Origin of the sequence: Micromonospora sp. KC207 (genome assembly GCF_004348615.1) — a bacterium.
Taxonomy (GTDB): domain Bacteria; phylum Actinomycetota; class Actinomycetes; order Mycobacteriales; family Micromonosporaceae; genus Micromonospora.
Map to the genome: position 1 here is coordinate 1 of NZ_SMKJ01000085.1, position 22,284 is coordinate 22,284.

Consider the following 22,284-nt stretch of genomic DNA (forward strand, 5'->3'; position numbering starts at 1 on the left):
CCGCGCCCCCGCCCGGCGTTTTGGCGTCGGGCCCTATGGTGTCCGCAGGGCGGCGCGGCCAAGGTGCGAGATGACTCACGTTACTGCTGGGTAACCTTGCGCGTAGGCTGCACTGCATGACCGAGCGGAGCAAGGTCATCGACCGATCCGGTCGGAGGTGCGGCGATGGCGGAGCGCCGGCCGCGCCCCTGACCCGACCCCGGTCGCCGAGCCGCTCGACAGGCAGCAGACCGGGAGGCCAACTCGATGGGCAGCGTCCAGATCGTCACCACGATCCTCGCGGCCGCCATCACCGCCGTGGCGGTGTGGCTTGCGGCGCGCGCGGTCATGAAGATCGTGGCAGTCATCCGGCTGGGGCGGCCCGACCCGGAGCGTTTCGCCGACCGGGGCGCCCGCACGAGGACGATGCTGGCGGAGACCGCCGGCCACACCAGGATGCTCCGCTGGACCGTGGTCGGCGCGGCGCACTGGTTCGTCATGGTCGGCTTCATCGTGCTGTCGCTGCTGGTCCTGGAGGCGTACTTCGAGGTCGTCTCCCCGACCGGCGGCCTGCCGCTGATCGGCGGCCTGGCGGTCTACGGCCTGGTCACCGAGCTGATCGCGGTGCTCGGCGTGGTCGGCATTCTGGTCCTGATCGCGATCCGGGTCCGCAACCGGCCCACCCGACCGGGCGGGCGTTCCCGGTTCACCGGCTCGACCATGTGGCAGGGCTACTTCGTCGAGGCCGTGGTCCTCGCCGTACTGATCATGGGCTTCGTGATCCGGGGCTTCAAGGTCGCCACCGACCACTTCGAGTACCCGGTGTGGGCCACCCCGGTCAGCCACGCCGTCGGCGCGCTGCTGCCCGACTGGTCGGCCGGCGTCAGCATCGCCGCCCTCATCAAGATCGCCATCTCGATGACCTGGCTGATCGTCATCGCGCTCAACGTGACCATGGGGGTGGCCTGGCACCGGTTCCTCGCGTTCTTCAACATCTTCTTCAAGCGCGATCCGGGCCGGGTCGGCTCCGGCCTCGGCGCGCTGCGGCCGATGATGAGCAACGGCAAGCCGCTCGACTTCGAGGAGGCCGACCCGGAGAAAGACCAGTTCGGCGTCGCCCAGGTCGAGCAGTTCACCTGGAAGGGGCTGCTCGACTTCAGCACCTGCACCGAGTGCGGACGGTGCCAGTCGCAGTGCCCCGCCTGGAACACCGGCAAGCCGCTGTCGCCGAAGCTGCTCGTGCTCAGCCTGCGCGACCACGCGTACGCCAAGGCCCCGTACCTGCTGGCCGGCGGCGGCAAGGACCTGACCGGCGAGGAGAAGGCCACCGCCGCCCAACTCGCCCACCTGGACGTGCTGGCGCTCGCCGAGGCCGACAAGCCGTTGATCGGCGGCGCCGAGGACGGCGGCGTCATCGACCCGGACGTGCTCTGGTCCTGCACCACCTGCGGCGCCTGCGTCGAGCAGTGCCCGGTCGACATCGAGCACGTCGACCACATCGTCGACATGCGCCGCTACCAGGTGCTGATCGAGTCGAGCTTCCCGTCCGAGGCCGGCGTCATGCTGCGCAACCTGGAGAACAAGGGCAACCCCTGGGGCGCCCCGCAGAACACCCGCGAGGACTGGACCAAGGGCCTCGGCTTCGAGGTGCCACGCGTCGGCGAGGTCGACGACTTCGAGTACCTGTTCTGGGTCGGCTGCGCCGGCGCGTTCGAGGACCGGGCCAAGAAGACCACCCGTGCGGTCGCCACGCTGCTCAACGAGGCCGGCGTGAAGTTCGCCATCCTCGGCGAGGGCGAGACATGCACCGGTGATCCGGCCCGCCGGATCGGCAACGAGTTCGTCTTCCAGATGCTCGCCCAGCAGAACGTGGAGACCCTGAACGAGGCGTTCGAGGGTCGGGAGAAGAGCACCCGCAAGATCGTCGCGACCTGCCCGCACTGCTTCAACACCCTCGGCAACGAGTACGGGCAGCTCGGCGGCGAGTTCGAGGTGGTGCACCACACCCAGCTCCTGGCCCACCTGGTCAGCGTCGGCAAGCTCACCCCGGTGCAGCCGGTCGACGGCGGCGTCACCTACCACGACCCCTGCTATCTGGGCCGGCACAACCGGGTCTTCGCCGCCCCGCGCGAGGTGCTCGGTAGCGCCATCGGAGGCGGAGCCGGGGGCCGGGGTGGCGCAGCCTCGATCTCCGGTGCGGGCCGCGACAGCGGCCTCGTCGAGATGCCGCGCAACAGCGAGCGCTCCTTCTGCTGCGGTGCCGGCGGTGCCCGGATGTGGATGGAGGAGAAGATCGGCAAGCGGATCAACGTGGACCGGGTCGAGGAGGCCATGTCCACCAAGGCGCGGACCATCGCGGTCGGCTGCCCGTTCTGCTCGACGATGCTCAGCGACGGGGTCAACGGCAAGGGGGCCGGCGAACAGGTCGAGGTGGTCGACGTCGCCAGCGTGCTGCTCCGCTCGGTCAAGCCGGACGCCGCCGGGGAGAAGGGGACCGCCGCCGGCAGGTGACCGACGCGACCGACGACCCGCCACCCGATAGGGGTGTCCACGGCCAGCAGGTGAGCGCCGCCGAGCCGGGTGTCGCCGCACGTACTGGTGTGCGGCCTGGTCCGTCGTGGAACAATCCTGCCGAGGTGAACCGATCATCGACAGTCTCCTGGTTGCCACGGTGTTGCCACTGGTCGGCTTCGTGCTGCTGACCGCCGGCAACGCGTTCTTCGTCGCGGCCGAGTTCGCCCTGGTCACGGTGGACCGGCCGGAGATCGACCGGCGGGCCGCCGCCGGCGACGGCGCGGCGAGGACCGTCCGCCGCGCGCTGCACGAGTTGTCCTTCCAGCTCTCCGGGGCGCAGCTCGGTATCACCATCACCGCCCTGCTCACCGGGTACCTGGCCGAGCCGGCGCTGGCCCGGATCTTCGCCCCGGCGCTGCATCCGCTGGGGCCGGCGGCCGATCGGTTCACCCCGTTCCTCGCCCTGGCCCTGGCCACCCTGCTGTCCATGCTCTTCGGCGAGCTGGTGCCGAAGAACCTCGCGCTGGCCCGGCCGATGCCCACCGCGCTGGCCACCGCCCGCGGGATGCGCGGCTTCTCCCGGGCGTTCGGGTGGTTGATCCGGGGGCTGAACAACTCGGCGAACACGCTGGTCCGCCGGCTCGGGGTGGAGCCGCAGGAGGAACTTGCCAGCGCCCGGTCCCCCGAGGAACTGGGGCTGCTGGCCGCGATCTCGGCCCGGGCCGGGGCGCTCCCGCCGGACACCGCGATGCTGCTGCGGCGCACCATCCGGTTCGGCGACAAGCGGGCCGCCGAGGCGATGACCCCCCGGGTGGACGTGATCGCACTGCGCGCCACGGCCAGCGTCGCCGAGTTGCTGACCCTTGCCCAGCACACCGGCCGGACCCGGTTTCCGGTCTTCGAGGAGACCCTCGACCTGGTCACCGGCGTCGCGGCGGTGCCGGACGCGCTGGGCGTGCCGCTGGCGAACCGGGCCAGGACCACCGTCGCGTCGGTCGCCCGCGAGCCCGTGTACGTGCCGGAGAGCCTGGACCTCGACGGCGTCCTGGCCGCGCTCAAGGCGGCCGACGCGGACCTGGCCATCGTGGTCGACGAGTACGGCGGCACCGACGGCGTGGTGACCGTGGAGGATCTCGTGGAGGAGCTGGTCGGGGAGATCGCCGACGAGTTCGACCCGGACGCGGTCGACGACGGCGGGCCGGTCGAGCTGACCGTGCCGGGCGGCGAGCGGACCGTCCTGGTCGACGGGGTGCTCCGTGAGGACGAGTTGGTCGAGCAGACCGGTTTCCGGCTTCCCGAGGGCCCGTACGAGACGCTCGCCGGCTTCCTGATGGCCCGGCTCGGGCACATCCCGGTGGCCGGGGAGACGGTCGAGGAGGGCGGGTACGAGTTCACCGTAATCGAGGTGGAGCGGCACCGGATCGAGCAGGTGCGGGTGCTGCGCCCGGAGGAGCCCGGGGACGATGCCTGAACTGCTGGTCACCGTGCTGCTGCTGCTCGGCAACGCGTTCTTCGTCGGCAGCGAGTTCGCGCTGATCGCCTCCCGGCGGACGGTGATCGAGCCGCTGGCGGCCGACTCGAAGCGGGCCCGCTGGGCGCTGTCGGCGATGAACCAGATCCCGCTGATGATCGCTGGGGCGCAGCTCGGCATCACCGTCTGCTCGCTGGGCCTCGGCGCGATCGCCGAACCGGCGCTGGCCCACCTGATCGAGCCGCTGTTCCACGCGCTGGGCCTGCCCGACGGGGCCGTGCACCCGTTGGCCTTCCTGATCGCCCTCGGCGTGGTGGTCTTCCTGCACACCGTGATCGGCGAAATGGTGCCGAAGAACATCACCCTGGCCGGGCCGGAGACGTCGGCGCTCTGGCTGGGGCCGGCGATGCTGGCGTTCTGCACGGCGACCAAGCCGCTGCTGCTGGCGATGAAGTGGGCGGCGCGGCAGGTGCTGCGGATCTGGCGGGTCGAGGCGACGGACGCGGTCAAGACCGTCTTCACCGCCGAGGAACTGGCCGGGCTGGTGTCGCAGGCCCGCATGGAGGGGCTGCTCGACGCCGAGGAGCACGCCCGGATCACCGGGGCGCTCGCGCTGCACACCCGCACGGCGGCGGACGCCCTGCAACCCTGGTCGACGGTGACGACGGTGGCCGAGGACGTCTCCCCGGCCTCGCTGGAGGTGCTGGCCACCCGCACCGGCCGGTCCCGGTTCCCGGTGGTGCAGCGGTCCACCCGCCGGGTGCTCGGCTTCGTGCACGTCAAGGACGTTCTCGGGTACGCGGGGGCCGAGCGCCGCGCCCCGGTGCCGGCCGGGGTCTACCATCCGCTGGCCGTGGTGCCGCCGGACCGTACGCTGGCCGACCTGCTGCTGTCGATGCGCCGCGAGCGGCGGCACATGGTGCTGGTGAGCGACGGCCGTCTCCCGCTCGGGGTGGTGACCCTCGACGACGTGCTGACGGCCATCATGGGCTGACCGGCCACCGCCGTTCCTCTCCACCGCCACCGCCGTCTGCTGCGCCGTCGCGGTGCGACCGGTACCCGATGTATGTGCACGGTTTGCGGGGCGTCACGGCGGGTGGGCCCGCCTTGATTCCCCGCGCGGGACTCCCCTAATGTGAGGCGCTGACCGCTGTGGGTCGTCTGCCTCGATCTTCCCCCTCGCGAGGCGCCCGGCGGTCGGTTGCGAAGGAGTCGGTGCCGGTGGCAACCATGCCCCCTCATCGTCGTGCGTTGGAACGGTCACCCGCTCGCCCGGGTGGTGTCCGCCGGTTCGTACACCGCCTACTCACCCTGGTCGCGGCGGTCGCCGTCGGTGCCGGGACACTGACCACACCCGCGTACGCCGAGCCCTCGGTCGACGAGATCGAGGCGCAGATCGACAAGCAGTGGGAGCAGCTGGAGCCCACCATCGAGCAGTACAACAAGGTGTCCGCGCAGCTGAAGGTCAACCGGGAGAAGGCGAAGGCGCTGGAGAAGAAGATCCAGCCCCTGGCGCTGGAGACCGAGCTGGCCATGAACCGCGTCGGTGACCTCGCCTCCCGCTACTACATCTCCGGCCCCTCGCAGGACATCGGCGCGTTGCTGGTCAGCACCAAGCCGGGCACCCTGGCCGAGCAGCTGACCATCCTGGACCGGCTGGCCGCGCAGGAGCGCAGGCAGGTCGAGGGCGTGCTCGCCGTGCGTGCCAAGTACGACACGGAGAAGCAGAAGCTGGACACGCTCATCGCCACCCAGGAGAAGCAGACCAAGGAACTGGCGGAGAAGAAGGTAAAGATCAACTCTGAGATCAAGCGGCTCCAGGCGTCGATGCCGAAGACCGTGGTGTCCACCGAGGGCTGCCCGACGGTCACCGGCGTGGTCAGCTCGGCCGCCCGCACCGCCATCCGGACCGCCTGCGCCCAGGTCGGCGACCCGTACGTCTTCAACACCGCAGGCCCGGACACGTTCGACTGCTCCGGCCTGACCCAGTATGCCTACAAGGCCGCCGGGATTTATCTGACCCACTTCACCGGGGCTCAGTGGAACGAGGGCCGCGCCGTCTCGCGCTCCGAGGCCCGCCCCGGTGACCTGGTGTTCTTCTTCAGCGACCTGCACCACGTCGGCCTCTACATCGGCAACGACAAGATGGTGCACGCGCCCCGGGCCGGCAAGCCGGTCAACGTGAGCAGCATCAACACCATGCCGGTCGCCGGCTTCCGCCGACCCGGCTGACGCCGGAGCGGCCCTCGCGAAGGCCGCGCCGCGCTGACCCGCCCGCAGGCCCCCGGTCCCACCCGACCGGGGGCCTGCGCCGTGCCGGCCGGGTACGCGCGGCGGTCTGTACGTTGTGTCACGGCCAGGCGGGTTGCGGATCGATAACGCGCGTCTCTACTCTGGCCAATTGTCGACCGGTAGCTGCACCGCCCAGCCGGGCGGTGACGGTACGACACCGCCGAGTCGCCTCCGGGCGAGCCGGGGACCCAGGTACGCCGGGGTGAATCCGCAGCGGTGCTGCGGTAGGGCGCTCTCCCTTCCCGCCCGAACCCGTCAGCTAACTCGGTAGGCGGTAGCGGAAGAAGGAGACACGGAGCCCGGTGGCATATCATGCCTCGCGGTGCCCGTCACGCCGGTCGGCCGACGCCGACCGCATGCCGGCTGCGCCGCGCACCCGTTGGTCACGCTTGACCACTTTCCTCGCCGCCCTGGCCGGAGTCGCCGTCGTCCTGACCGGCACCCCGACCGTGGCCTACGCCGACCCCTCGGTCGCCGAGATCGAGCGGCAGATCGACGAGGACTGGAACAAGCTCGAACCGCTCATCGAGCGGCACAACGCCACCCGCCAGGACCTGGCCGCCAAGCGCAAGCAGGCCGACGCGCTCGCCGCGCGGATCGGGCCCCTCCAGCGTCAGGTGGACGAGGCGATGGAGAAGGTCGGCGGCCTCGCCGTCGAGGCGTACAAGGGCGACAACATCTCGACGGTGAACGCCCTGCTCGGCAGCCGTACGCCCAGCCAGATGCTGGGGCAACTGGAGATGCTCGACCAGTTCGCCCAGCGCCAGCAGCGCGACGTCCAGGCGGTCGTCGACCTCCGCGACGAGCTGGCCGCGAAGAAGAAGCCCCTCGACGAGATGGTCACCCAGCTCGCCCGCGCCGAGGCCCAGCTCGCCGCGAAGAAGAAGCAGATCAACACCGAGATCGACCGCCTACAGAAGCTGCGGCTGAAGGTGTACGGCAACGGCGGTGGCGGCCCGCTGCGGCCCGCCCCCTGCCCGGCGTCCTACCCGGGTGGCGGCGCGGGGACGGCGGTGAAGTTCGCCTGCGCCCAGATCGGCAAGCCCTACGTCTGGGGCGCCGAGGGCCCCAACTCGTACGACTGCTCGGGCCTGATGCTGGCCGCGTGGGCCAAGGCCGGGGTCTCGCTGCCGCACAACGCGGCCCAGCAGCGGTCGGTGACCGCCCGGGTCAGCCGCGCCGACTTGCGCCCCGGCGACCTGGTCTTCTACTACGCCGACCTGCACCACGTAGGCATGTACGTGGGCGGCGGCTGGGTGGTGCACGCCTCCCGGGCCGGCGTTCCGGTGAGGATGAAGCGCGTCGACGACGGCCCGATCCACAGCTTCGGCCGCCCCGACTGAGGTGCAAGGAGGGGCCCCTTCTCAACGCATACGGTCGAGAAGGGGCCCCTTCTCACACTCCGTGCGGCGTCAGCGGGTCGGCCAGGTGCGCCAGTTCTGCCAGGAGCGGCTCGGGGTCGGGCCGCGCTGGCCCTGGTACCGCGAGCCGTAGACGGCCGACCCGTACGGGTGCTCGGCCGGCGAGGACAGCCGGAAGATGCAGAGTTGGCCGATCTTCATGCCCGGCCAGAGCGTGATCGGCAGGTTCGCCACGTTGGACAGCTCCAGCGTGACGTGCCCGGAGAAGCCCGGGTCGATGAAGCCGGCCGTGGAGTGGGTGAGCAGTCCCAGCCGGCCCAGCGAGCTCTTGCCCTCCAGTCGGCCCGCGAGCTGGTCGCCGAGCGAGATCACCTCCAGCGTGGAGGCGAGCACGAACTCGCCCGGGTGCAGCACGAACGGCTCGCCGTCGGGCACCTCGATCATGGAGGTCAGGTCGTCCTGTTGCAGCGACGGGTCGATGTGCGTGTAGAGGTGGTTGTTGAAGACCCGGAAGAGCTTGTCGAGGCGTACGTCGATGCTCGACGGCTGCACCAGGGTCGGCTCGAACGGCTCCAGCGCGAGCGTGCCGGCCTTCAGCTCGGCGACGAGGTCGCGGTCGGAGAGCAGCATCGCAACACCATAGCGAGGCTGGTCAGCAGGCCGGCGATCGGTACGCCCCGACCCGCGCGTGGCGCTTCGCGCGTCGTACAGGTGTTCGATAAGATGTCCGCATGGCTTCCTGGTCCGAATTCGCCGCTGACGAGCCACGACTCGCCGACGGGATCCGTCACCTCATGCAGCAGTACGGGCCGGGCTTCGGCTACCTGGCCACCGTCCGTGCCGACGGTGGGCCCCGGGTGCACCCGGTCTCCCCGGTGATCACCGACGACGGGCTCTACTGCTTCGTCGTCGACTCGCCGAAGCGGCGCGACCTCGAACGCGACGGCCGCTACGCGCTGCACTCCTTCCCGCCGGAGGACAGCGACGACGAGGCGTACGTGGCCGGGCAGGCCAGGCCGGTGACCGATCAGGCCCGGGTGGCCCGGCTCGCCGAGATCGGGCGGGCCGCCCCGCAGGTCGACTGGCGGCTCTTCGAGTTCACCGTCGACGTGGCGATGCTGGCCCGGCGCGGCGACGTCGGCACCGTCCGCCCCGGCGAGGGGACGGGCCGGCCGGCCGTGCAGGTCTGGCTCGACCCCCGGGCCGCCGATGCCGCGAGCCCCGTCTCGGGCGGTGCCGCTGTGGGCGTACCGGATCGGCGGTCGGCCCACGGCGGGCGCGGTGCCCACCGCGCGGCGGCCTGACCCCGACAGACGCCGGTGCCGGCCCCGTCGCGAGACGGAGCCGGCACCGGGGTGTGATCAGCGACAGCGGTACGTCAGGCCGCGCGGTACGCGTTCCACGCGGTCAGCATCCGGTCCGCCTGGCCGGCGGTGAACTGGTACATGCACGAGTCGTAGGTGTAGTCCATGAAGTTGGTGATCGGGTCCAGGCCGGTCGCGGTGCAGGTGTCCCGCCCGGTCGGGCACTGGTACGCCGGCGAGGCCTCCGCCGGGGTGTCGCTCACGCTGTCGCCCGAGCCGGAGCAGCCGCCCTGGAAGGTGTGGTACAGGTTCAGCCAGTGGCCGACCTCGTGGGTTCCGGTGTCGCCCTGGTTGTAGTTGGTGGCGGTGCCGCCCGGCAGCGACTCGCTCAGCACGACGACGCCGTCCATGCTGTCCAGCCGGCGCTTCGGGAAGGTGGCCCAGCCGAGCAAACCGTCGCTCAGCTCGCCGAGGTACATGTTCAGCGTGTTCTTGCCGCCCTCGCGCAGCGAGGACTTCATCGAGCGCTCGGCCGAGGAGCCCTGCACGATCGGGTACCACGCCGGGTTGGTCACCCGGTTGATCCTCTGGAGCTGGAAGCTGAAGGCGGTCGCCGCGCCGCCGGTGGCGCCGCTGTATGCCTGGTTCAGCACACTGATCTGCGAGTTGATCAGCGAGTCCGGGATGTTGCCGCCGGCACGGGTGCTGTCCTCCTGGATGACGTGCACGATGACGGGGACGGTCACGGTGGCGAGGGCGCTGGCGCCGGCACCGGCCCGGAAGTTGGCTCGCTCGCGCAGGGCGGCGGCGAGGTCGGCCTCCCGCTCGCGGGTCTCCTTGGCGGTCAGCTCGTTCGGCTCGCGCTTGGTGTGCGCGCCGGCCTTCACCCGGGCGTCCGAGTAGGCGTCGGCCGGCTCAACGCAGACCTCCGCCGGGGCGGCGGAGAAGGCCGAAGCGGCCGGGACGAGACCCACGGCGGCGGTGCTGAGCAGCAGTGCGAGGGACGTCGACGCGACGCCGGCGGTGCGCCGGGTCAGCAGGTTGGGACGGAGTCCCATGGGCCCACCTCTTTCTGGCGGCGCGACAGGGGGTATATCGCGCCGTGGTTTGAACGTGCGGGAGACGTTACAACCGATCGAGGGATTTGAGAATGGTCATGTGTTGCGACGATGAAACTTTGTGGACCGCCGATGGCCTGCGGGATCTTGGGGCGGCCCGGGCGTCGAGGCGGGTGGGAGCCGGGAGCGCGCGAGGGGGTACCTGGGTGCACGCGGCGGCGGCGTCGGGTACAGTGGGTCCGCCTGCGGGTGTAGTTCAATGGCAGAACATCAGCTTCCCAAGCTGACAGTGCGGGTTCGATTCCCGTCACCCGCTCCAACGCATGAAGGCCCTGGCCAGGACGCAAGTCCCGAGCCAGGGCCTTCGAGTTTCCAAGGTCAACGATCATGCGGCGTGCCATTAGCGTGCCATTAGCCAGGTCGGAGGGCGGCTTGCCCGGGAAGCTGACCCGAGACGAAGCGATCCGGCTCGTGACGCTGATCATGCGGCTTGACTACGCCGACCATGCCGAGCTGAACGACTGGCTCGACCGGCTCGAACGTGACCTCGACTACCCGGACATCTCCGAGATGATCTTCGCAGTCAACCCGGAACTGACAGCCGCCGAGGTGGTCGACCGAGCTAGCGCCTACCGGCCGGCCGAGCTGCCAGAGGCGGCACCGGGCGGCTAGCCTCACCTGTCGCCGTCCTTCTTGCTCTTCTTGCCCGGCTTGTCCTTGCGCTTGCCTTTGGCGTCGGACTTCCTGCCCTTCTTCCGGTCCGTGCGCACCGCCTCGTGCAGCGCCTGGGCGATGGCGCGGTCAGCTTCGGCCGTCGCGTGCTGGTAGATCAGCGCCGCCTGCGGCGAGTCGTGACCCATCCGGGCCATCAGGTCGCGGGTGCTCGCCCCGGTCCGGGCGGCGAAAGTGTTCCCGGTGTGCCGCAGGTCGTGGAAGTGCAGGTTCGGCTGTCCGATGCTGGACACGCTCGCCTTCCAGGCGATGAGCTTGTTCAGGTTGCCCCGCCAGATCGGGCGCCCACTCTCGGTCGTGAAGACGAACGCGTCCGGGTTGTCGTCGACCTCGGCCGCCAGGTGGTCACGGACGACCTCGACGACCGCTGGGGGCAGAGTGACCGTGCGCCGACCGGCCCGGGACTTTGGCGGCCCGAGCACCAGGCCGACCCCACGCTGTTCGGTGTACGCCTGCCTGATCCTGATCGTGCCGGCCGCAGCGTCGATGTCCTGCCGTTGCAGCGCGGACACCTCGCCCCAGCGCAGGCACCCGAAGGCCGTCACCAGGACCAGGGCGCGATACCGGGGCGGCACGATGTCGGCCAGCTTGAAGACTTGGGCGAGCGTGAGCACCGGCCGTTCTGCGGCCTTCTCCTGGTCGGCACCGGGTATTCGGCACGGGTTCCGGGTCAGAATCTCGTCTTCCTTGACCGCCGTCATCAGCACCGCGCGCAGCAGCCGGTACGCCTTGGCCGCCATGCTCACCGAGACGCCGTTGCCGAGCAGCTCCGCCCGCCAGTCGCGGACCATCGGCGTGTCCAGCCGACCCAGCTCCGTTCCGCCGAGGTACGGGACGATGTGCTTTTCCAGGAGCCAGCCGTACAGGTGGACGGTCCGGGGCCGCAGGTTCGGCCGCTGTTCGATCCACCGCCGTGCGTAGTCGTCGAGCTTCACCTTGGCCAAGTCCGGATCGACCCACTCCCGCCGCACCATCTGCGCCTCGACGAGCGTCAGGTACCGGTCGGCGTCCGACTTCCGGGTGAACGTCTCCGGCGCGTTTCGCATCCGACCGTCCGGCCGGCCCCGGGTACCGCGCCTGGTACCGCCCGGACGGCAGCTTGCGCACGTTGCCGAACCGCCGATGCCCTTCCTTGTTCGCCATCAGGCCACCCGCTGAAGGTCACGCCACACCCCGGAGGCGGTCAGCGGTTCCACCCGCCCGGACTCGACGTGTGGAGCGAGGTCAGCGGCCTTGATTCGGACGCTGCGCCCGAGCTTGTGGAACGGGATACGCCGTTCGGCGACCAGGCGACGCACGTAGCGCTCACTCATGTTGATCCGGGCCGCTGCCTGCTCGATCGTAAGGACCTCGTCCAACTTGATCTTCCTCCCCGTCGTGCTGTGGTGCGATGTGCTGAGTTGCCGAAAGGTCTGCGGGTCCCTGCTCGGCCCGGTCCTTCGCGGCGAGTAGTTCGGTACGCCAGCGAGCGCGTTCGCTGATCGAGCGCATGAGCCGGTAGGACACGTAGGGCGTACCGCTCTCGGGGGCTCTCAGCGGGCCTTCCTTGGGGGTGCTGGCGGCCGGTGGGCGTGGCGGCGCTGTCGGGGAGGTGGCCGGGAGGCGTTGACACGTTGACAATCCGCCGATCTGCGAAGGTTTCGGCAGGTCAGGGGCGGTGTTGGGGTGTCAACGCCCGGCGTTGACAGGCGTTGACACCCGTTGACAGGGCGGCAGCGGGTGGTAGGACCGGCAGTTCGCTTGCCTGTGAGGTGATGAGTTGCTTGACTCACCGCATGACGAAGCGTGGGGTAGGGCTTGCCGTTGGTGGTGGGCTTATCGCCGCTGGGCTGGCGGTGACTACTACGGCCGTCTTCGTCGCGCCTTTCGCGTTGTTCTTCGGCTATCCGCTCGCGATTGCCGGGGGCCTGATCCTGGGAAAGACGCTTCGGATCGGGGAGCGGTCGCAGCCCTGATTGGTCGGCAGGTGTCAACGCCTGTCAGCGGGTGTCAACGCGGGCCGTTGACAGCTTCGTGCCCGTCGTGAGCTGCGGAAACGTCGCCGTGGGGGGTGGGTGTCAGCGTGTCAACGCTTCCGGGGTCCTCCGCCGTGGCGCGGGGGTGCAGCTCGTATCGACCGTCCGCGCCGTTGCGGACCCACCCGAGGGCGGCCAGTTCGGCGAGCACCGCCGACACCTCGTCGGACTTCGGGAGCCGGCGGGACACCTTGCGGTGCAGTTCCCGGCGGGTGAAGGTGGTCATGCCCTTGGTGGTGAGCACGCCGAGCACGTAGCGGGCGTTCTCGATCGCGGTGTCACTGCCGATGGTGGTGAGCGCCGCCCGGTAGTGCGCGGCGAAGAACTCGGCGAGGCGTACGGCGTCGGCCATGCGGTCGGCGTCGATGGGTTGCCGCCAGGCGTCGGCGGGGTGGTGGGCGACGTGCAGCAGCCCGGCCAGGCGCAGCGTTGCGCCGGAGAGCTTGTTGCCCCACTCGCGCATGTCGTAGAGGCTGCCGCCGGGGCGTAGCTCGGCCTCCACCTGTTCGGCGGCGGCCCGCCGCACGGTGCCGGCCTCGGGGGTGAGGACGACGACGGCACGGTCTTCCCACTCGGCGAGGGTGGCGGCCAGGTCGTGTATCCGGTGCCGGTAGCCGGCGGTCACCGGCTCGGGGACCGGGGGCATGTCCACGGCCCGATATCCGGCGAGGGAGCGCGGGAGCGCGAACAGGAACCGGGCCGGCAGGCCGCGTCCGGCCAGGTCGGCGTTACCGCCGAACTTGCGCAGCACGCTCGGTTGCGCCATCACGCACACGGTCAGCGCGGGCTTGTCGACGGCGGCAGCCTCGCGGGTGACCCGTTCGTTGCTCATCGGTTGTCCCGCGTGCCCCTTGAGGTAGGGGTCGAGGTTGGGTGCGCCGGAGTAGCGGCCGGCGAGGGTGTCGAAGATGCCGCCCTCATCGGAGATGATCGCCATGCGTCCGCCGTTGGCGGCCATCAGGTTGATGAGGACTTCCGGGGTGGCGTCGTCCACGATCAGTTTCGGCAGGCCGGGAACCGTGATGGCCTCGGCGGCGATGGCGGCGGCCACCGCCTCGGCGGCGGCGTCGTCGCGCTTGCCCGGGTCGGTGGCCTTCGCGGCGGCGGCTTTGGCCTGTTCGGCTTGCCGGTCGGCGATGTCGCGCAGTGCGGCGGCCTCGGCGATTCTCGGGCGCATCGCCTCGGACAGCGTGGACTGCGCGGCGAACAGCGGTGCTGTCATGGCGCGGTGAACAGGGCTCTTGCGTTCGCCGGGGCCGGCGATGACGGCGGCGAACACGTTCACCGGCTCGCGCCACCCGGCCACCGGCTCCACCTCCAACCGCCCACCCGCGCAGGCAGAGAGGACTGCGACGGCGAGGGTGCCGGCCATGGCGGGATCGGTCTGGGTAAACCGGGCGACGCCGGTCACCATGTCGCCGAGCCAGCGGGGAAACACGTCGACCGGGAACGGCGGCGGCGCGGCGCTCGGCCCGGTCAGGGGCACTGGAACATCCCAGAGTGGGCCGCCCGCTGTTTCCTGGCCGCTGGTGGCTTGCGGGCGGTCGGTGACGAGATGGAGGCGGGGAGCTGGTGACATGGTGTCCTCTTCGGTGCTGGTGAAGCAGCCGCAGCCGCCCCAGTCGTTGGGGTCGTAGGCGGCCTCGGTGTTGGTGGCGTTGCTGGTGATGCGGTGGCGTAGTTCGGTGAGCGGTAGGGGGCGGACGGTGCCGCCTCGGCGGTCGCGGAGGGTGGCGACGTTCTTGCCGAGATCGCGGCGCATGCGCTGTTCGGCGGTTTCGTTGGCGGCGTACCGGTCGGGGAAGATCGTCAACAGGTGCGCCCACTGCGCCTGGCCGCCCCTGACGCATGCGCCACCGCAGTTGTTGTGTTCTCCAGAATCCGGCTGTCTCATGAGACAGCCGTTCGTTGCCCAACTGCTGGGCCGGGCAGACTATGCAACCGGTGTCTGCCCGGCCTTCCGGGGTTCGAACTGATGGCCAACCGGGCTTGTCGCTTGGCGTCAAAGTGTCGGAGTGCGGCGGTCTGATGTGGTGTGACGTCCGTCTCGGCGCGGAGCATCCCTGACCGCGATTGGGCCCAGCCGAACCGCCGTCGTCGTCCAGATGTTGACTTTGTGCAGCGTACTCAGCTGGCGCTTGCGGCGATGGCGGCGTATTTGCGGTCTGGGCGGTCCGGGAGCTGCTGTTGTAGGCGCTGGAGTTCGGTGAAACCGGCCTTTGTCAGGCGGGCGGAGAACTCGTCTACCGGCCAGCGGAACGCCGTAAGGACCTTGTGGTCGAACTCGGCAACCTCGTCGTCGCTGTCGAAGAAGCCGATCACCAACCTCCCGGATGGGGTCAGCATCCGGCGGAATTCGGTGAGTACTCGGTCCAGCTCCTGTGGCGGCAGGTGAATTGTCGAATACCAGGAGAGGATGCCGGCCACCGAGTGGTCGGGGACGTCTAGTTCGGTCATGGAGCCGAGCCGGAACTCCGGCCCGGGGAAGTTCGTCCGGGCGTGGTCGATGAACTCATGGACCAGGTCGATGCCGGTCACGTCGGTGCCGAGCGAGTGCAGGTAGGCGGCCCAATGGCCGGGTCCGCAACCGAGGTCGAACACCATGCCGTCGAGGCCGGCAAGGTGGTCCCGGACGAGGGCCATGTCGTCCTCGTGGGCCTGCCAGTCACCGTCGAACAGGGCGATGTACTGCTCTGACATGGACGAATATGCGTCACGTACCAACTGCTTGCTCACGGCGGCACTCTAGCGCCCGAGCGGTCGGGGCTGGCCACGCACAGATCGTTGACGCGCTCGCCTGATTTTCGGACGGCTTGCGGTAGCGCGGCGTTGAGTGCCTCGCGTTCGGCTCGGTTGGGAGAGGGGTGTTCGGTCATGCGATCGGAGTGACGTTGGCGGACCGGTGCCGGGCGAGTTCGTCGAGCAGCGCGTTGTTGTCGTGGTGCAGCGCGGCGATTGTGGTCGCGGCGGCGGCCAGGCGCTCCTGGAGACGGGCGCATTCGCCTGTCTTGCGGCGCAGTTGTGTGCGTAGGTTCTCAAGTTCTCCGACGACGTCGCGTGGCGGCTTGGGGTCGGTGCGGTCGGCGACGGCGATGTCCCATGCGGCGAGGATGTCGGGCGCTCGGTTCATAGTGGCCCGGCTGACTCCGGCTTCGCGGTAGAGGTTCTCCTTGGTGAGTCTTCCATCGGTGCGACGGGCGCTGCCGTTCAGCAGGCGGGTCATCGCGTCGCGGAGCGCCTTCTCCGTTGTCGGGGACACGGTCATGCGCTCGCCTTGGCGATGACCTGCTCGACGTCGTCGAGCTGCTGTTGTAGGGCGGCCCGGCGGCAGGAGGCGAGCTTGGGCGCATCCAGCAACGTCAGCAGATTGTGGCGCTCGCTCTGCCAGAGGGGCAGGTGGTCGTCGGTGATCAGGCTGTTGGCGCAGCGCCCTGGTTGACATCGGTCGATCATGGGACCGCGGTGGCCGGGCGGCACGATCGTGCCTTCGAGGCATTTGGCTCCAGCCGGACTGTTGTCGTCGAACAGGCAATGGTTGAGCTTGCCGAACCGTAGTGAAATGCTGGCTTTGCGGAGCAGGTCGTATTCGGTGCGGGCGTCACCTCGGCGGGCCAGCGCGGTCTGCTGGACGGCTCGGAAGGCACTGGAGAGACGCTCGGCCGCCGGCCCTGTCCCGATGCTGTGGCCAACCTGGTGCTCGTCGTAGAGCTCGCGCAGGTGGGTGAATCGAGCCTCTTCGAGTGCGGTGTCCAGCAGGACTGCCCACGAGTTGTCGCTCGCAGCGTAGCCAGGGGTCGAGCGGTTGGCCAGGGCACGGACGGCGGCGTGCTTGAGTTGGATGCCGAGGGCGATCTCGGAGCTGGGCTCGGTTCCAGCGAGCATGGCCATGGTCTTGCGGAACATGTGCGGCGCGACATGCCCGGCGGGGATGATGAGTCCGGTCGAGTCGCTGGTTTCGTTGACGTGGTCGATGAAGTTGGTGACGACGACTCCGCTGCGGAACCCGGCGTCGCTGGTGGCGAGGTCGAGGCGCCCGGCCCGGTCGTTGACGCTGCCGAAGATCAGCTCGGGATGGTCGGACAGCTGCTCGGCGACGCGGATGGCCTGCGCGACGGGATCGATGATCCACCAGTGTTCGCGCGGTTGGTTTTGGTCGTGTTTGCGTTTGATCGAGGCGACGGCGGGTGCGCCGTAGAACTCGCCGACGGCGTCTCGGGCGATCTCGCGGATTTCAGAGTCGCGCATCATGCTCAGCGCGGCGACGAAGCAGTAGCAGGCCGCTCGCAGCGCGGTGGATTCGTCCAGAACCCCGCGCGGGCACAGTCCCGGGTGCCAAGGCCCTTGGCTGCCGTCGAGCCGAGTGACGTGTGCGTAACGGTCGAGCAGGCCGCCGGTGACGCCGCGGGCCGGATCAGCACGCAGCGCGTCCTCGACGTGGCGGCGCACGCGCTGCACCGATTTGCGGTTGCCGCTGGTCATGGTCCGCTGTGACCGCGAGATGCCGAGCATCAGGCCGAGCAGCGTCCAGTTGATCTCGGTGCCGGGCCTGACCTGTGATGGTCCCCGGCGGGTCCTGGTGTGGTTCAGGTAGCGCTCGATGTGCAGCGGGATGGGGTTGGCCGGATCGGCGAGGTAGGTCGCCACGCGGTCCTCCAACCCGGTGCTGGTGGGCAGTGCTGCGCTCTCAAGCTCGGCCAGGCGCTGCCGGGCAGCGAGAATGTCGGGGGCCAGGACGTCCACGTAGGTCCATGCCGCCTTGACCAGCGCGTGCCAGACGGGCGGAGCGATGTTGCGGGTCCGTAGGCCGGGCTCGTTGGTGTACTGGGCGATGTTGCGCGCGGGCCGGCCCGGCCAGGGGTCGGTGGCGAGGCCGCCGCCGGTGAGCAGCGGGCCGAGCTGGTGCAGCAGCTTGACAACGGAGATGAACGGCATCAGCGTGCTCGGGGCAACGTTCGGCCGGTGGTGGTCGATCCAGCCGCGGGCGTCGTCATCGCTCCAGCGGCTGAGTTCGGGCGGCAACCCTTTCGCCGTGGCCCAGGCAGCCAGCCGGCGTAACAGCTCGACGTGGTGGAAGAGCGTGCTGCAACTGGCGGGCTTGTCCCCGAGGTTGACGCCGGCTGCAAGCACGATGGGATGGGCCGGGTTGAGCAGCGCCATAGCGCACTCCCGGGCCCGCAGGTTCCAGACCGGGTCGAGGCCGGTGAAGTTGGCGCGCCATGCTGATGGGTTGACGTTCGCCGGTCGGCGGGTCGCGGTGAACGGCCACTGGTCGGTGCGGCCGAACACGGTCACGATCTCGCCTTCGAGTAGCGGATGCGATTGCAGCACTGGCTCGGTGTCAGCGAAACGGCCGCTCGGCAACGGCGCGGCGAGGGCGGGCTGGGTCATCGGTCGAACTCCGTGAACGCGGCGAGCGGCAGCTGAAGGCGTAGCCCGGTCTGGGTGATCCGGCGGCGGGCTGCGTCGATCTCGGTCGGGGAACGCTCGGCGAGCAACGCGTGCAGGTTGGCCTCGCTCTGCCCCCATGCCGCGTGGAACGCAGGTGGCGGCAGCCGGTTGCGGGGCGCGGCGAGGTGATCGGCGAACAACAGCAGTTGCGGCAGGTTCGACGGCAGGATGATCGCGTTGCGGCATTCCAAGCAGCGCAGCGGCGCCACCGAGCACAGCTCGCCGGTCTTGGTGTACGGCGAGGAGTACGGGCTGCGGCAGTCGGTGACGCCCATGTCCATCTCGCCGGCCCGAAGTTGCTCGACCTGTTCGCGAGTCAGCCCGAGCGCGTGCAGCGCCCGATCGTCGTCCAGGTGCTCGGTGGCCGGCTCGTCGAGAACGATCGGGCCGGCCAGAGCCCGGTCTAGCCAGGTGCGTTGCGCTCTGGTGATCGCCTGCGCGGAGATCAGGTGCAGCGTGGTGCCGTGCGCGTAGTGCCCCCAGAACGTCTCGGCGGTGTGGTCGTCGGCCAGGTCCGAGATGCTGCCGCGCAGCGTGACGGCCTTCTCCACCTTGACCGTCTTGCGCATCCTGCGCAGGTCGAGCCGGCCGGAGATCGTCAGGCCGCGATCGCGGACCCAGTCCCCGAAGTGGCCTTGGCCGCCAGAGTTGAACGTCCGCAGCCGTAGCTGCCCCGAATGCCACACTGTCGCGCAGGTAAACAGCGGCGCCGGCTGCCGCCCGAGAGCGTCGCGGGCTTGCTGGCCGACTGCGGTGAGGCGGCGAAGAACTTCGGCAGTATCCACCGGCCCGTAGGCGTCGTGTGCGACTGTTTCGCGGGTGCGGAACATCCGATACCGGATCTGGCGAGCACGCAGCTTCGTCAGCGTCAGCCGCACGCCGCCGTCGGTGAACTCGATGTCCTGTTCCGTCAGGGCCGTCAGCTCCTCCGGCGCGTGACCGGTGGCGGCGACCAGCAGAACCCGGAACGCCTGCAGGTCCTCCGCACGGGGAAACAGCAGGCTCGCCAGCGCAGAGCTCAGCTGCCAGATCGCGGTGTTCGGACGCACCCGTCGGCCGCGCAGGTCCACCATTTCTCGCAGCGGCGCCGGCCAGGACGGGAACAACGGGAGCAGGTCACTGAAGCTCGGCAGCCTCTCGGCGTCATGAGCGACCGTCCAGAGCAGATTCGCCAGGCTTGGCCCGTGCCGGAACGGATCACCGTCCGCAGCCTCCAGCAGCGCGGCTCCGCGGGCGAGGCGTTCCTCCAGCGCTCGGACGTCGGCCCAGGCCGCCCGGACCAGTGTCTTGCGATCCTGGCGGGTGAACTCATCGAGTTCCTGCGTGCGTCCTCGACGCACCAGCGGCGGCCCAACCAGCAGACGCCTAACCTCGTCACCAACCACAACATCTTCGCGCTGGGCGCGCAGCCTGATCAGCGCCCGAATGTTCTCCGTCAGCTGCGCCGGCCGCGGCGAACCGGGCCGAAAAGCGGCGGGCAGTTGCCGCGCCCAGTCGCGGATCAATGCCGCGACATCCGGGGCGGCCGCAGCGAACGTGAGCGACTCCGGGCGCTCGGCGTGGCGATCGAGCCAGGTCGCGAACCGAACGATCGCTGTCCGATAGTCCCCGAGCGTCAGGCGCTTGCTCCCGGTTAACCGGGCGTAGGACACCCACTCATCGGCCAACTCACCGACCAGGCCAGCGCAACGAAACGGCGACGGGTCCACCGCGATCACGCCGCCTGGACGGGTGGCGTTCGCCGGAGCCTGCACGACCCGAGGGCCGATCCGCGACGGCGGCGGATCAACGACGGGCGGCTGCACCCATGCCCGAGCGAACTCACCCTTGCGCGGCATCAGCGGCCTCCAGCGCCCGTGTCGCGATGTCGGCGTAACTTGCGTCCTCGTGTTCAGCCCACTGCCGAAACGCTTCGTCCACGTAGTTCAGCGGATCCTCCAGATAGCGCAGATAGAGGTAGGTCGTTGACGGGCTGGCGTGCCCCATCCGCCGTTGCACCACCAGCAGCGGGTTGAACGCCACATGCTCGGGCAAGCTCGGCAGCCGACTCTCCTGCCGAGCTCCACGGCCGAGCGCGACGCGCGTCAGATACTTCAGCAACTGCAAGCAGAAGGTGTGTCGCAGATCGTGGAACCGCCACGGGCGTGGCGGCAGGACCGGCGCCCCCGGATCGTCGACGGCGTGCCGCTGCGTGCGCCGCCACGCGTCCAACCGGATCCGATCCCACGACGACGGCCCCAGCATCAACCCGCCGTGCCCGAGGAACACGGCCAGCGCCTCCAAACCGCCGTCCGTCTCGCGCACCGTGATGCGCCGCAGCGCCGGGCCCATCGCCTGCATCGCGAAGACGCGCCGTGCTCCGTCCAAAACTCCGTGGACGCGGCCGGCCTCGTGATCGATGCGGTCGACGACGAACAGATCAGCACGCCGCGTAGCCAATGCCCGAGCCGATCGGCGCACCAAGTCGGGGCGCTCCAGTAACAGGTAGACATCCTGCATGCGCAGTGCGGCCACCGGCACGTAGACCACGCGTCGGCGCCGGTACTTCGCGCACGCCTGCACCGCGAGGTCAACGGGGTCAGCCGGGCGGCGCCAGCCCTCACCCAGCTCCGGTAACAACAGCGTCGACCACTCCTGCTTGCGCATGCCCGTGAGCAGCGCCAGCTCCACCGCGGCGCGATGCCGGTGCGGAGCCCACCCCCGGAAACCGGGATCGACCTCAGCACCCGGCCGGTGACCGCCCATTCCCACGTCGCGCCAGTACTGGTACTGCGGCAGCGTGAGGTGCCGGATCTGCATTTCCTTGCGCGGCGCGCCACCCAGTGGACTGCCACGCCGCGGCACTCGAAACGGCCGCCGCCGCATACGGCCCTGCTCCACCAGCCACGAGAAAAGCGCGTTGAGTACCGCAGCCTCGCGCCGCCAGGTCGCGTCGTCGACCGGCTGCCGTTGATGCTCAGTGCGGGCCGTGCGGTAAGCGATCAGGTCCGTCTCGGTCGCCGAGAGAACGTCGCTGCCGCGCTCGATCAGGAACACCACCAACCGCCGGACGATGTAGGCGTAGCACCGCAGCGTCTCCGGCTCCAGCAACTCGTACGCCAGATGCCGAAACCAGGAACAGATAGGTTCCACCGGCAGCATCCGGGCATCGAGCAAGACCGGCAACCCGTCCGGCAGGGCGCGATGATCCAGGATCTGCCGCACCGTTGCACCGGACGGACCGCCAGCCACCGCCGCGTCTGCGGCCAGCCGCCGACGTACGAAGAACAGCTCCATCCGCCACCCGCATCATCACCGTCGTTGCCAACGTCATGATCCACGCATCGGGGAAAGGGGAGGATGCGGCCGAGGTCGATGAAACTGAGACATCAGCGAACTGTGGAGAGAAGTTGTGGGCAAACCCGAGGTCGTAGAGACGGGGCGGCGTGATGCCGGCCTTGCGGGCGGCGTCGAGTAGTTCGGCCTTGTCGCTGTAGGGCGGGTCGTACAGCGGCGCTCTGACCGCCCATGGCAGTCTGACCGCCCATGGCAGATAGCCACGCTCGATCGCGGCCAGGCGGTGAGTTTCGGTCCAGTCGATTCCTACGTAAACCGTGGTGGCCTCGGGCGTGGTGTGGTCTTCCAGCCAGCGACGGCAGGGCACCTGTTTGAGCAGCTTCGAGCATGGCGCGATCCGAGAGTTCCCGATGATGCGCTCATCGGCGAACACCTCCCACGGCGTGCGGCCGTCCGCGACGGTGGTCAACGGCACGCCAATGTCCGCCGCCGTGTGCCCGGGGGCCGGTTCCGGCCACACCTGATCCAGCGGCAGCCGCATCGCCGATGCCAGCCGGCCCCGGCGGGCGACGACCTCGGCGGCTTCCACCCCGAACGGCAAATCCACCACCGCGAGGTGACCGGGGCCGTCGCGGTGAATGTCCACGGGGAAGCTGATCGCCTTCGGGTCCTTGGCCACCGCAGAGTTGATGGCCGTCAGTTGCAGGGAGGTGAGCGCCCGGCGGACCAGGTCGGCGGTGAGCTTGCGGTAACGGGTGCCCTCGGTCACCCGGTCGGTGAGCGGCTTGTCGGCCGGGCGGCCCCTGGTCGCCAGCCACGGCACCACCACCGCCC

General features: G+C 69.8%; 18 protein-coding genes, 1 tRNA gene, 1 pseudogene and 1 riboswitch. Of the genes and pseudogenes, 9 read left to right on the forward strand and 11 right to left on the reverse strand.

Features of this window, described 5'->3' with window-relative positions; genetic code table 11:
- Positions 1–246 precede the first annotated feature (246 nt).
- From E1258_RS13365 to E1258_RS13385, 5 genes are all read left to right on the forward strand, one after another.
- Entirely contained in the window at positions 247–2,490 is a 2,244-nt protein-coding gene (locus E1258_RS13365; protein ID WP_132400222.1) for a (Fe-S)-binding protein, read from the forward strand.
- Positions 2,491–2,653: 163 nt separating this feature from the next.
- Positions 2,654–3,964: a hemolysin family protein gene (locus E1258_RS13370; protein ID WP_132400261.1), complete on the forward strand. Its 1,311-nt coding sequence runs from the start codon at positions 2,654–2,656 to the stop codon at positions 3,962–3,964.
- Complete coding sequence (locus tag E1258_RS13375) at positions 3,957–4,958, forward strand: hemolysin family protein (protein ID WP_132400225.1); 1,002 nt, start codon at positions 3,957–3,959, stop codon at positions 4,956–4,958. The genes E1258_RS13370 and E1258_RS13375 overlap by 8 nt, the downstream gene beginning before the upstream one ends.
- A 221-nt stretch (positions 4,959–5,179) precedes the next feature.
- Positions 5,180–6,196, forward strand: coding sequence for an NlpC/P60 family protein (locus E1258_RS13380; RefSeq protein ID WP_132400228.1), 1,017 nt, complete (start codon positions 5,180–5,182; stop codon positions 6,194–6,196).
- A gap of 208 nt (positions 6,197–6,404) precedes the next feature.
- A riboswitch (cyclic di-AMP (ydaO/yuaA leader) is annotated at positions 6,405–6,545 on the forward strand.
- Between the two features lie 100 nt (positions 6,546–6,645).
- Complete coding sequence (locus tag E1258_RS13385; RefSeq protein WP_243715421.1) at positions 6,646–7,599, forward strand: NlpC/P60 family protein; 954 nt, start codon at positions 6,646–6,648, stop codon at positions 7,597–7,599.
- Between the two features lie 69 nt (positions 7,600–7,668).
- Here the strand turns inward: E1258_RS13385 and dcd are convergent, their stop codons facing one another.
- Positions 7,669–8,247 (reverse strand): dCTP deaminase, encoded by a 579-nt coding sequence (gene dcd / locus E1258_RS13390; protein ID WP_007073891.1) that lies wholly within the window; start codon positions 8,245–8,247, stop codon positions 7,669–7,671.
- Between the two features lie 101 nt (positions 8,248–8,348).
- Between dcd and E1258_RS13395 the strand changes: the two genes are divergently transcribed.
- The gene (locus E1258_RS13395) at positions 8,349–8,921 is read left to right on the forward strand and encodes a pyridoxamine 5'-phosphate oxidase family protein (protein ID WP_132400234.1); all 573 of its coding nucleotides are present in this window, start codon (positions 8,349–8,351) and stop codon (positions 8,919–8,921) included.
- Positions 8,922–8,995: 74 nt separating this feature from the next.
- On the opposite strand, the gene E1258_RS13400 is transcribed toward E1258_RS13395, so the two are convergent.
- Positions 8,996–9,979 (reverse strand): zinc metalloprotease, encoded by a 984-nt coding sequence (locus E1258_RS13400; RefSeq protein WP_132400237.1) that lies wholly within the window; start codon positions 9,977–9,979, stop codon positions 8,996–8,998.
- Between the two features lie 245 nt (positions 9,980–10,224).
- Here E1258_RS13400 and E1258_RS13405 point away from each other — a divergent pair.
- Together E1258_RS13405 and E1258_RS13410 are read left to right on the forward strand one after the other, a co-directional pair.
- Positions 10,225–10,298 (forward strand) — tRNA-Gly (locus E1258_RS13405).
- A gap of 113 nt (positions 10,299–10,411) precedes the next feature.
- A complete protein-coding gene (locus E1258_RS13410; RefSeq protein ID WP_132400240.1) occupies positions 10,412–10,651 on the forward strand; it encodes an e9imm peptide in 240 nt (79 codons plus the stop codon).
- A gap of 2 nt (positions 10,652–10,653) precedes the next feature.
- Here E1258_RS13410 and E1258_RS13415 read toward each other — a convergent pair whose 3' ends face one another.
- Positions 10,654–11,757, reverse strand: a complete 1,104-nt coding sequence (locus E1258_RS13415) for a site-specific integrase (RefSeq protein WP_243715422.1) — start codon at positions 11,755–11,757, stop codon at positions 10,654–10,656.
- Positions 11,758–11,853: 96 nt separating this feature from the next.
- The gene (locus tag E1258_RS13420; RefSeq protein WP_132400243.1) at positions 11,854–12,069 is read right to left on the reverse strand and encodes an excisionase family DNA-binding protein; all 216 of its coding nucleotides are present in this window, start codon (positions 12,067–12,069) and stop codon (positions 11,854–11,856) included.
- A 417-nt stretch (positions 12,070–12,486) separates the two neighbouring features.
- Between E1258_RS13420 and E1258_RS13430 the strand changes: the two genes are divergently transcribed.
- Positions 12,487–12,666 (forward strand): hypothetical protein, encoded by a 180-nt coding sequence (locus E1258_RS13430; RefSeq protein ID WP_132400246.1) that lies wholly within the window; start codon positions 12,487–12,489, stop codon positions 12,664–12,666.
- Between the two features lie 34 nt (positions 12,667–12,700).
- Here the strand turns inward: E1258_RS13430 and E1258_RS13435 are convergent, their stop codons facing one another.
- The 7 genes and pseudogenes from E1258_RS13435 to E1258_RS34765 all read right to left on the reverse strand — a co-directional run.
- Positions 12,701–14,305, reverse strand: a complete 1,605-nt coding sequence (locus E1258_RS13435; protein WP_132400264.1) for a YfjI family protein — start codon at positions 14,303–14,305, stop codon at positions 12,701–12,703.
- A 548-nt stretch (positions 14,306–14,853) separates the two neighbouring features.
- On the reverse strand, positions 14,854–15,462 hold the full coding sequence (locus E1258_RS13440; protein ID WP_243715423.1) for a class I SAM-dependent methyltransferase: 609 nt from the start codon (positions 15,460–15,462) through the stop codon (positions 14,854–14,856).
- 136 nt (positions 15,463–15,598) lie between these two features.
- Positions 15,599–15,991: a hypothetical protein gene (locus E1258_RS13445; protein ID WP_132400249.1), complete on the reverse strand. Its 393-nt coding sequence runs from the start codon at positions 15,989–15,991 to the stop codon at positions 15,599–15,601.
- A complete protein-coding gene (locus tag E1258_RS13450; protein WP_132400252.1) occupies positions 15,988–18,114 on the reverse strand; it encodes a hypothetical protein in 2,127 nt (708 codons plus the stop codon). The genes E1258_RS13445 and E1258_RS13450 overlap by 4 nt, the downstream gene beginning before the upstream one ends.
- Entirely contained in the window at positions 18,111–20,012 is a 1,902-nt protein-coding gene (locus tag E1258_RS13455) for a hypothetical protein (protein WP_132400255.1), read from the reverse strand. The genes E1258_RS13450 and E1258_RS13455 overlap by 4 nt, the downstream gene beginning before the upstream one ends.
- A complete protein-coding gene (locus tag E1258_RS13460; protein WP_243715425.1) occupies positions 19,996–21,246 on the reverse strand; it encodes a site-specific integrase in 1,251 nt (416 codons plus the stop codon). Before E1258_RS13460 ends, E1258_RS13455 begins: the two co-directional genes overlap by 17 nt.
- A pseudogene (locus E1258_RS34765) lies at positions 21,131–22,284 on the reverse strand (hypothetical protein); the annotation flags it as partial. The gene E1258_RS13460 and the pseudogene E1258_RS34765, both read right to left, overlap by 116 nt.

Bases quoted from the DNA above. Each gene is read 5' to 3' on its own strand.
- E1258_RS13365 (WP_132400222.1), top strand. From the start codon at position 247: ATGGGCAGCGTCCAGATCGTCACCACGATCCTCGCGGCCGCCATCACC.
- E1258_RS13375 (WP_132400225.1), top strand. From the start codon at position 3,957: ATGCCTGAACTGCTGGTCACCGTGCTGCTGCTGCTCGGCAACGCGTTC.
- dcd (WP_007073891.1), bottom strand. From the start codon at position 8,247: ATGCTGCTCTCCGACCGCGACCTCGTCGCCGAGCTGAAGGCCGGCACG.
- E1258_RS13395 (WP_132400234.1), top strand. From the start codon at position 8,349: ATGGCTTCCTGGTCCGAATTCGCCGCTGACGAGCCACGACTCGCCGAC.
- E1258_RS13400 (WP_132400237.1), bottom strand. From the start codon at position 9,979: ATGGGACTCCGTCCCAACCTGCTGACCCGGCGCACCGCCGGCGTCGCG.
- E1258_RS13415 (WP_243715422.1), bottom strand. From the start codon at position 11,757: ATGCGAAACGCGCCGGAGACGTTCACCCGGAAGTCGGACGCCGACCGG.
- E1258_RS13430 (WP_132400246.1), top strand. From the start codon at position 12,487: ATGACGAAGCGTGGGGTAGGGCTTGCCGTTGGTGGTGGGCTTATCGCC.
- E1258_RS13435 (WP_132400264.1), bottom strand. From the start codon at position 14,305: ATGTCACCAGCTCCCCGCCTCCATCTCGTCACCGACCGCCCGCAAGCC.
- E1258_RS13445 (WP_132400249.1), bottom strand. From the start codon at position 15,991: ATGACCGTGTCCCCGACAACGGAGAAGGCGCTCCGCGACGCGATGACC.
- E1258_RS13450 (WP_132400252.1), bottom strand. From the start codon at position 18,114: ATGACCCAGCCCGCCCTCGCCGCGCCGTTGCCGAGCGGCCGTTTCGCT.
- E1258_RS13455 (WP_132400255.1), bottom strand. From the start codon at position 20,012: ATGCCGCGCAAGGGTGAGTTCGCTCGGGCATGGGTGCAGCCGCCCGTC.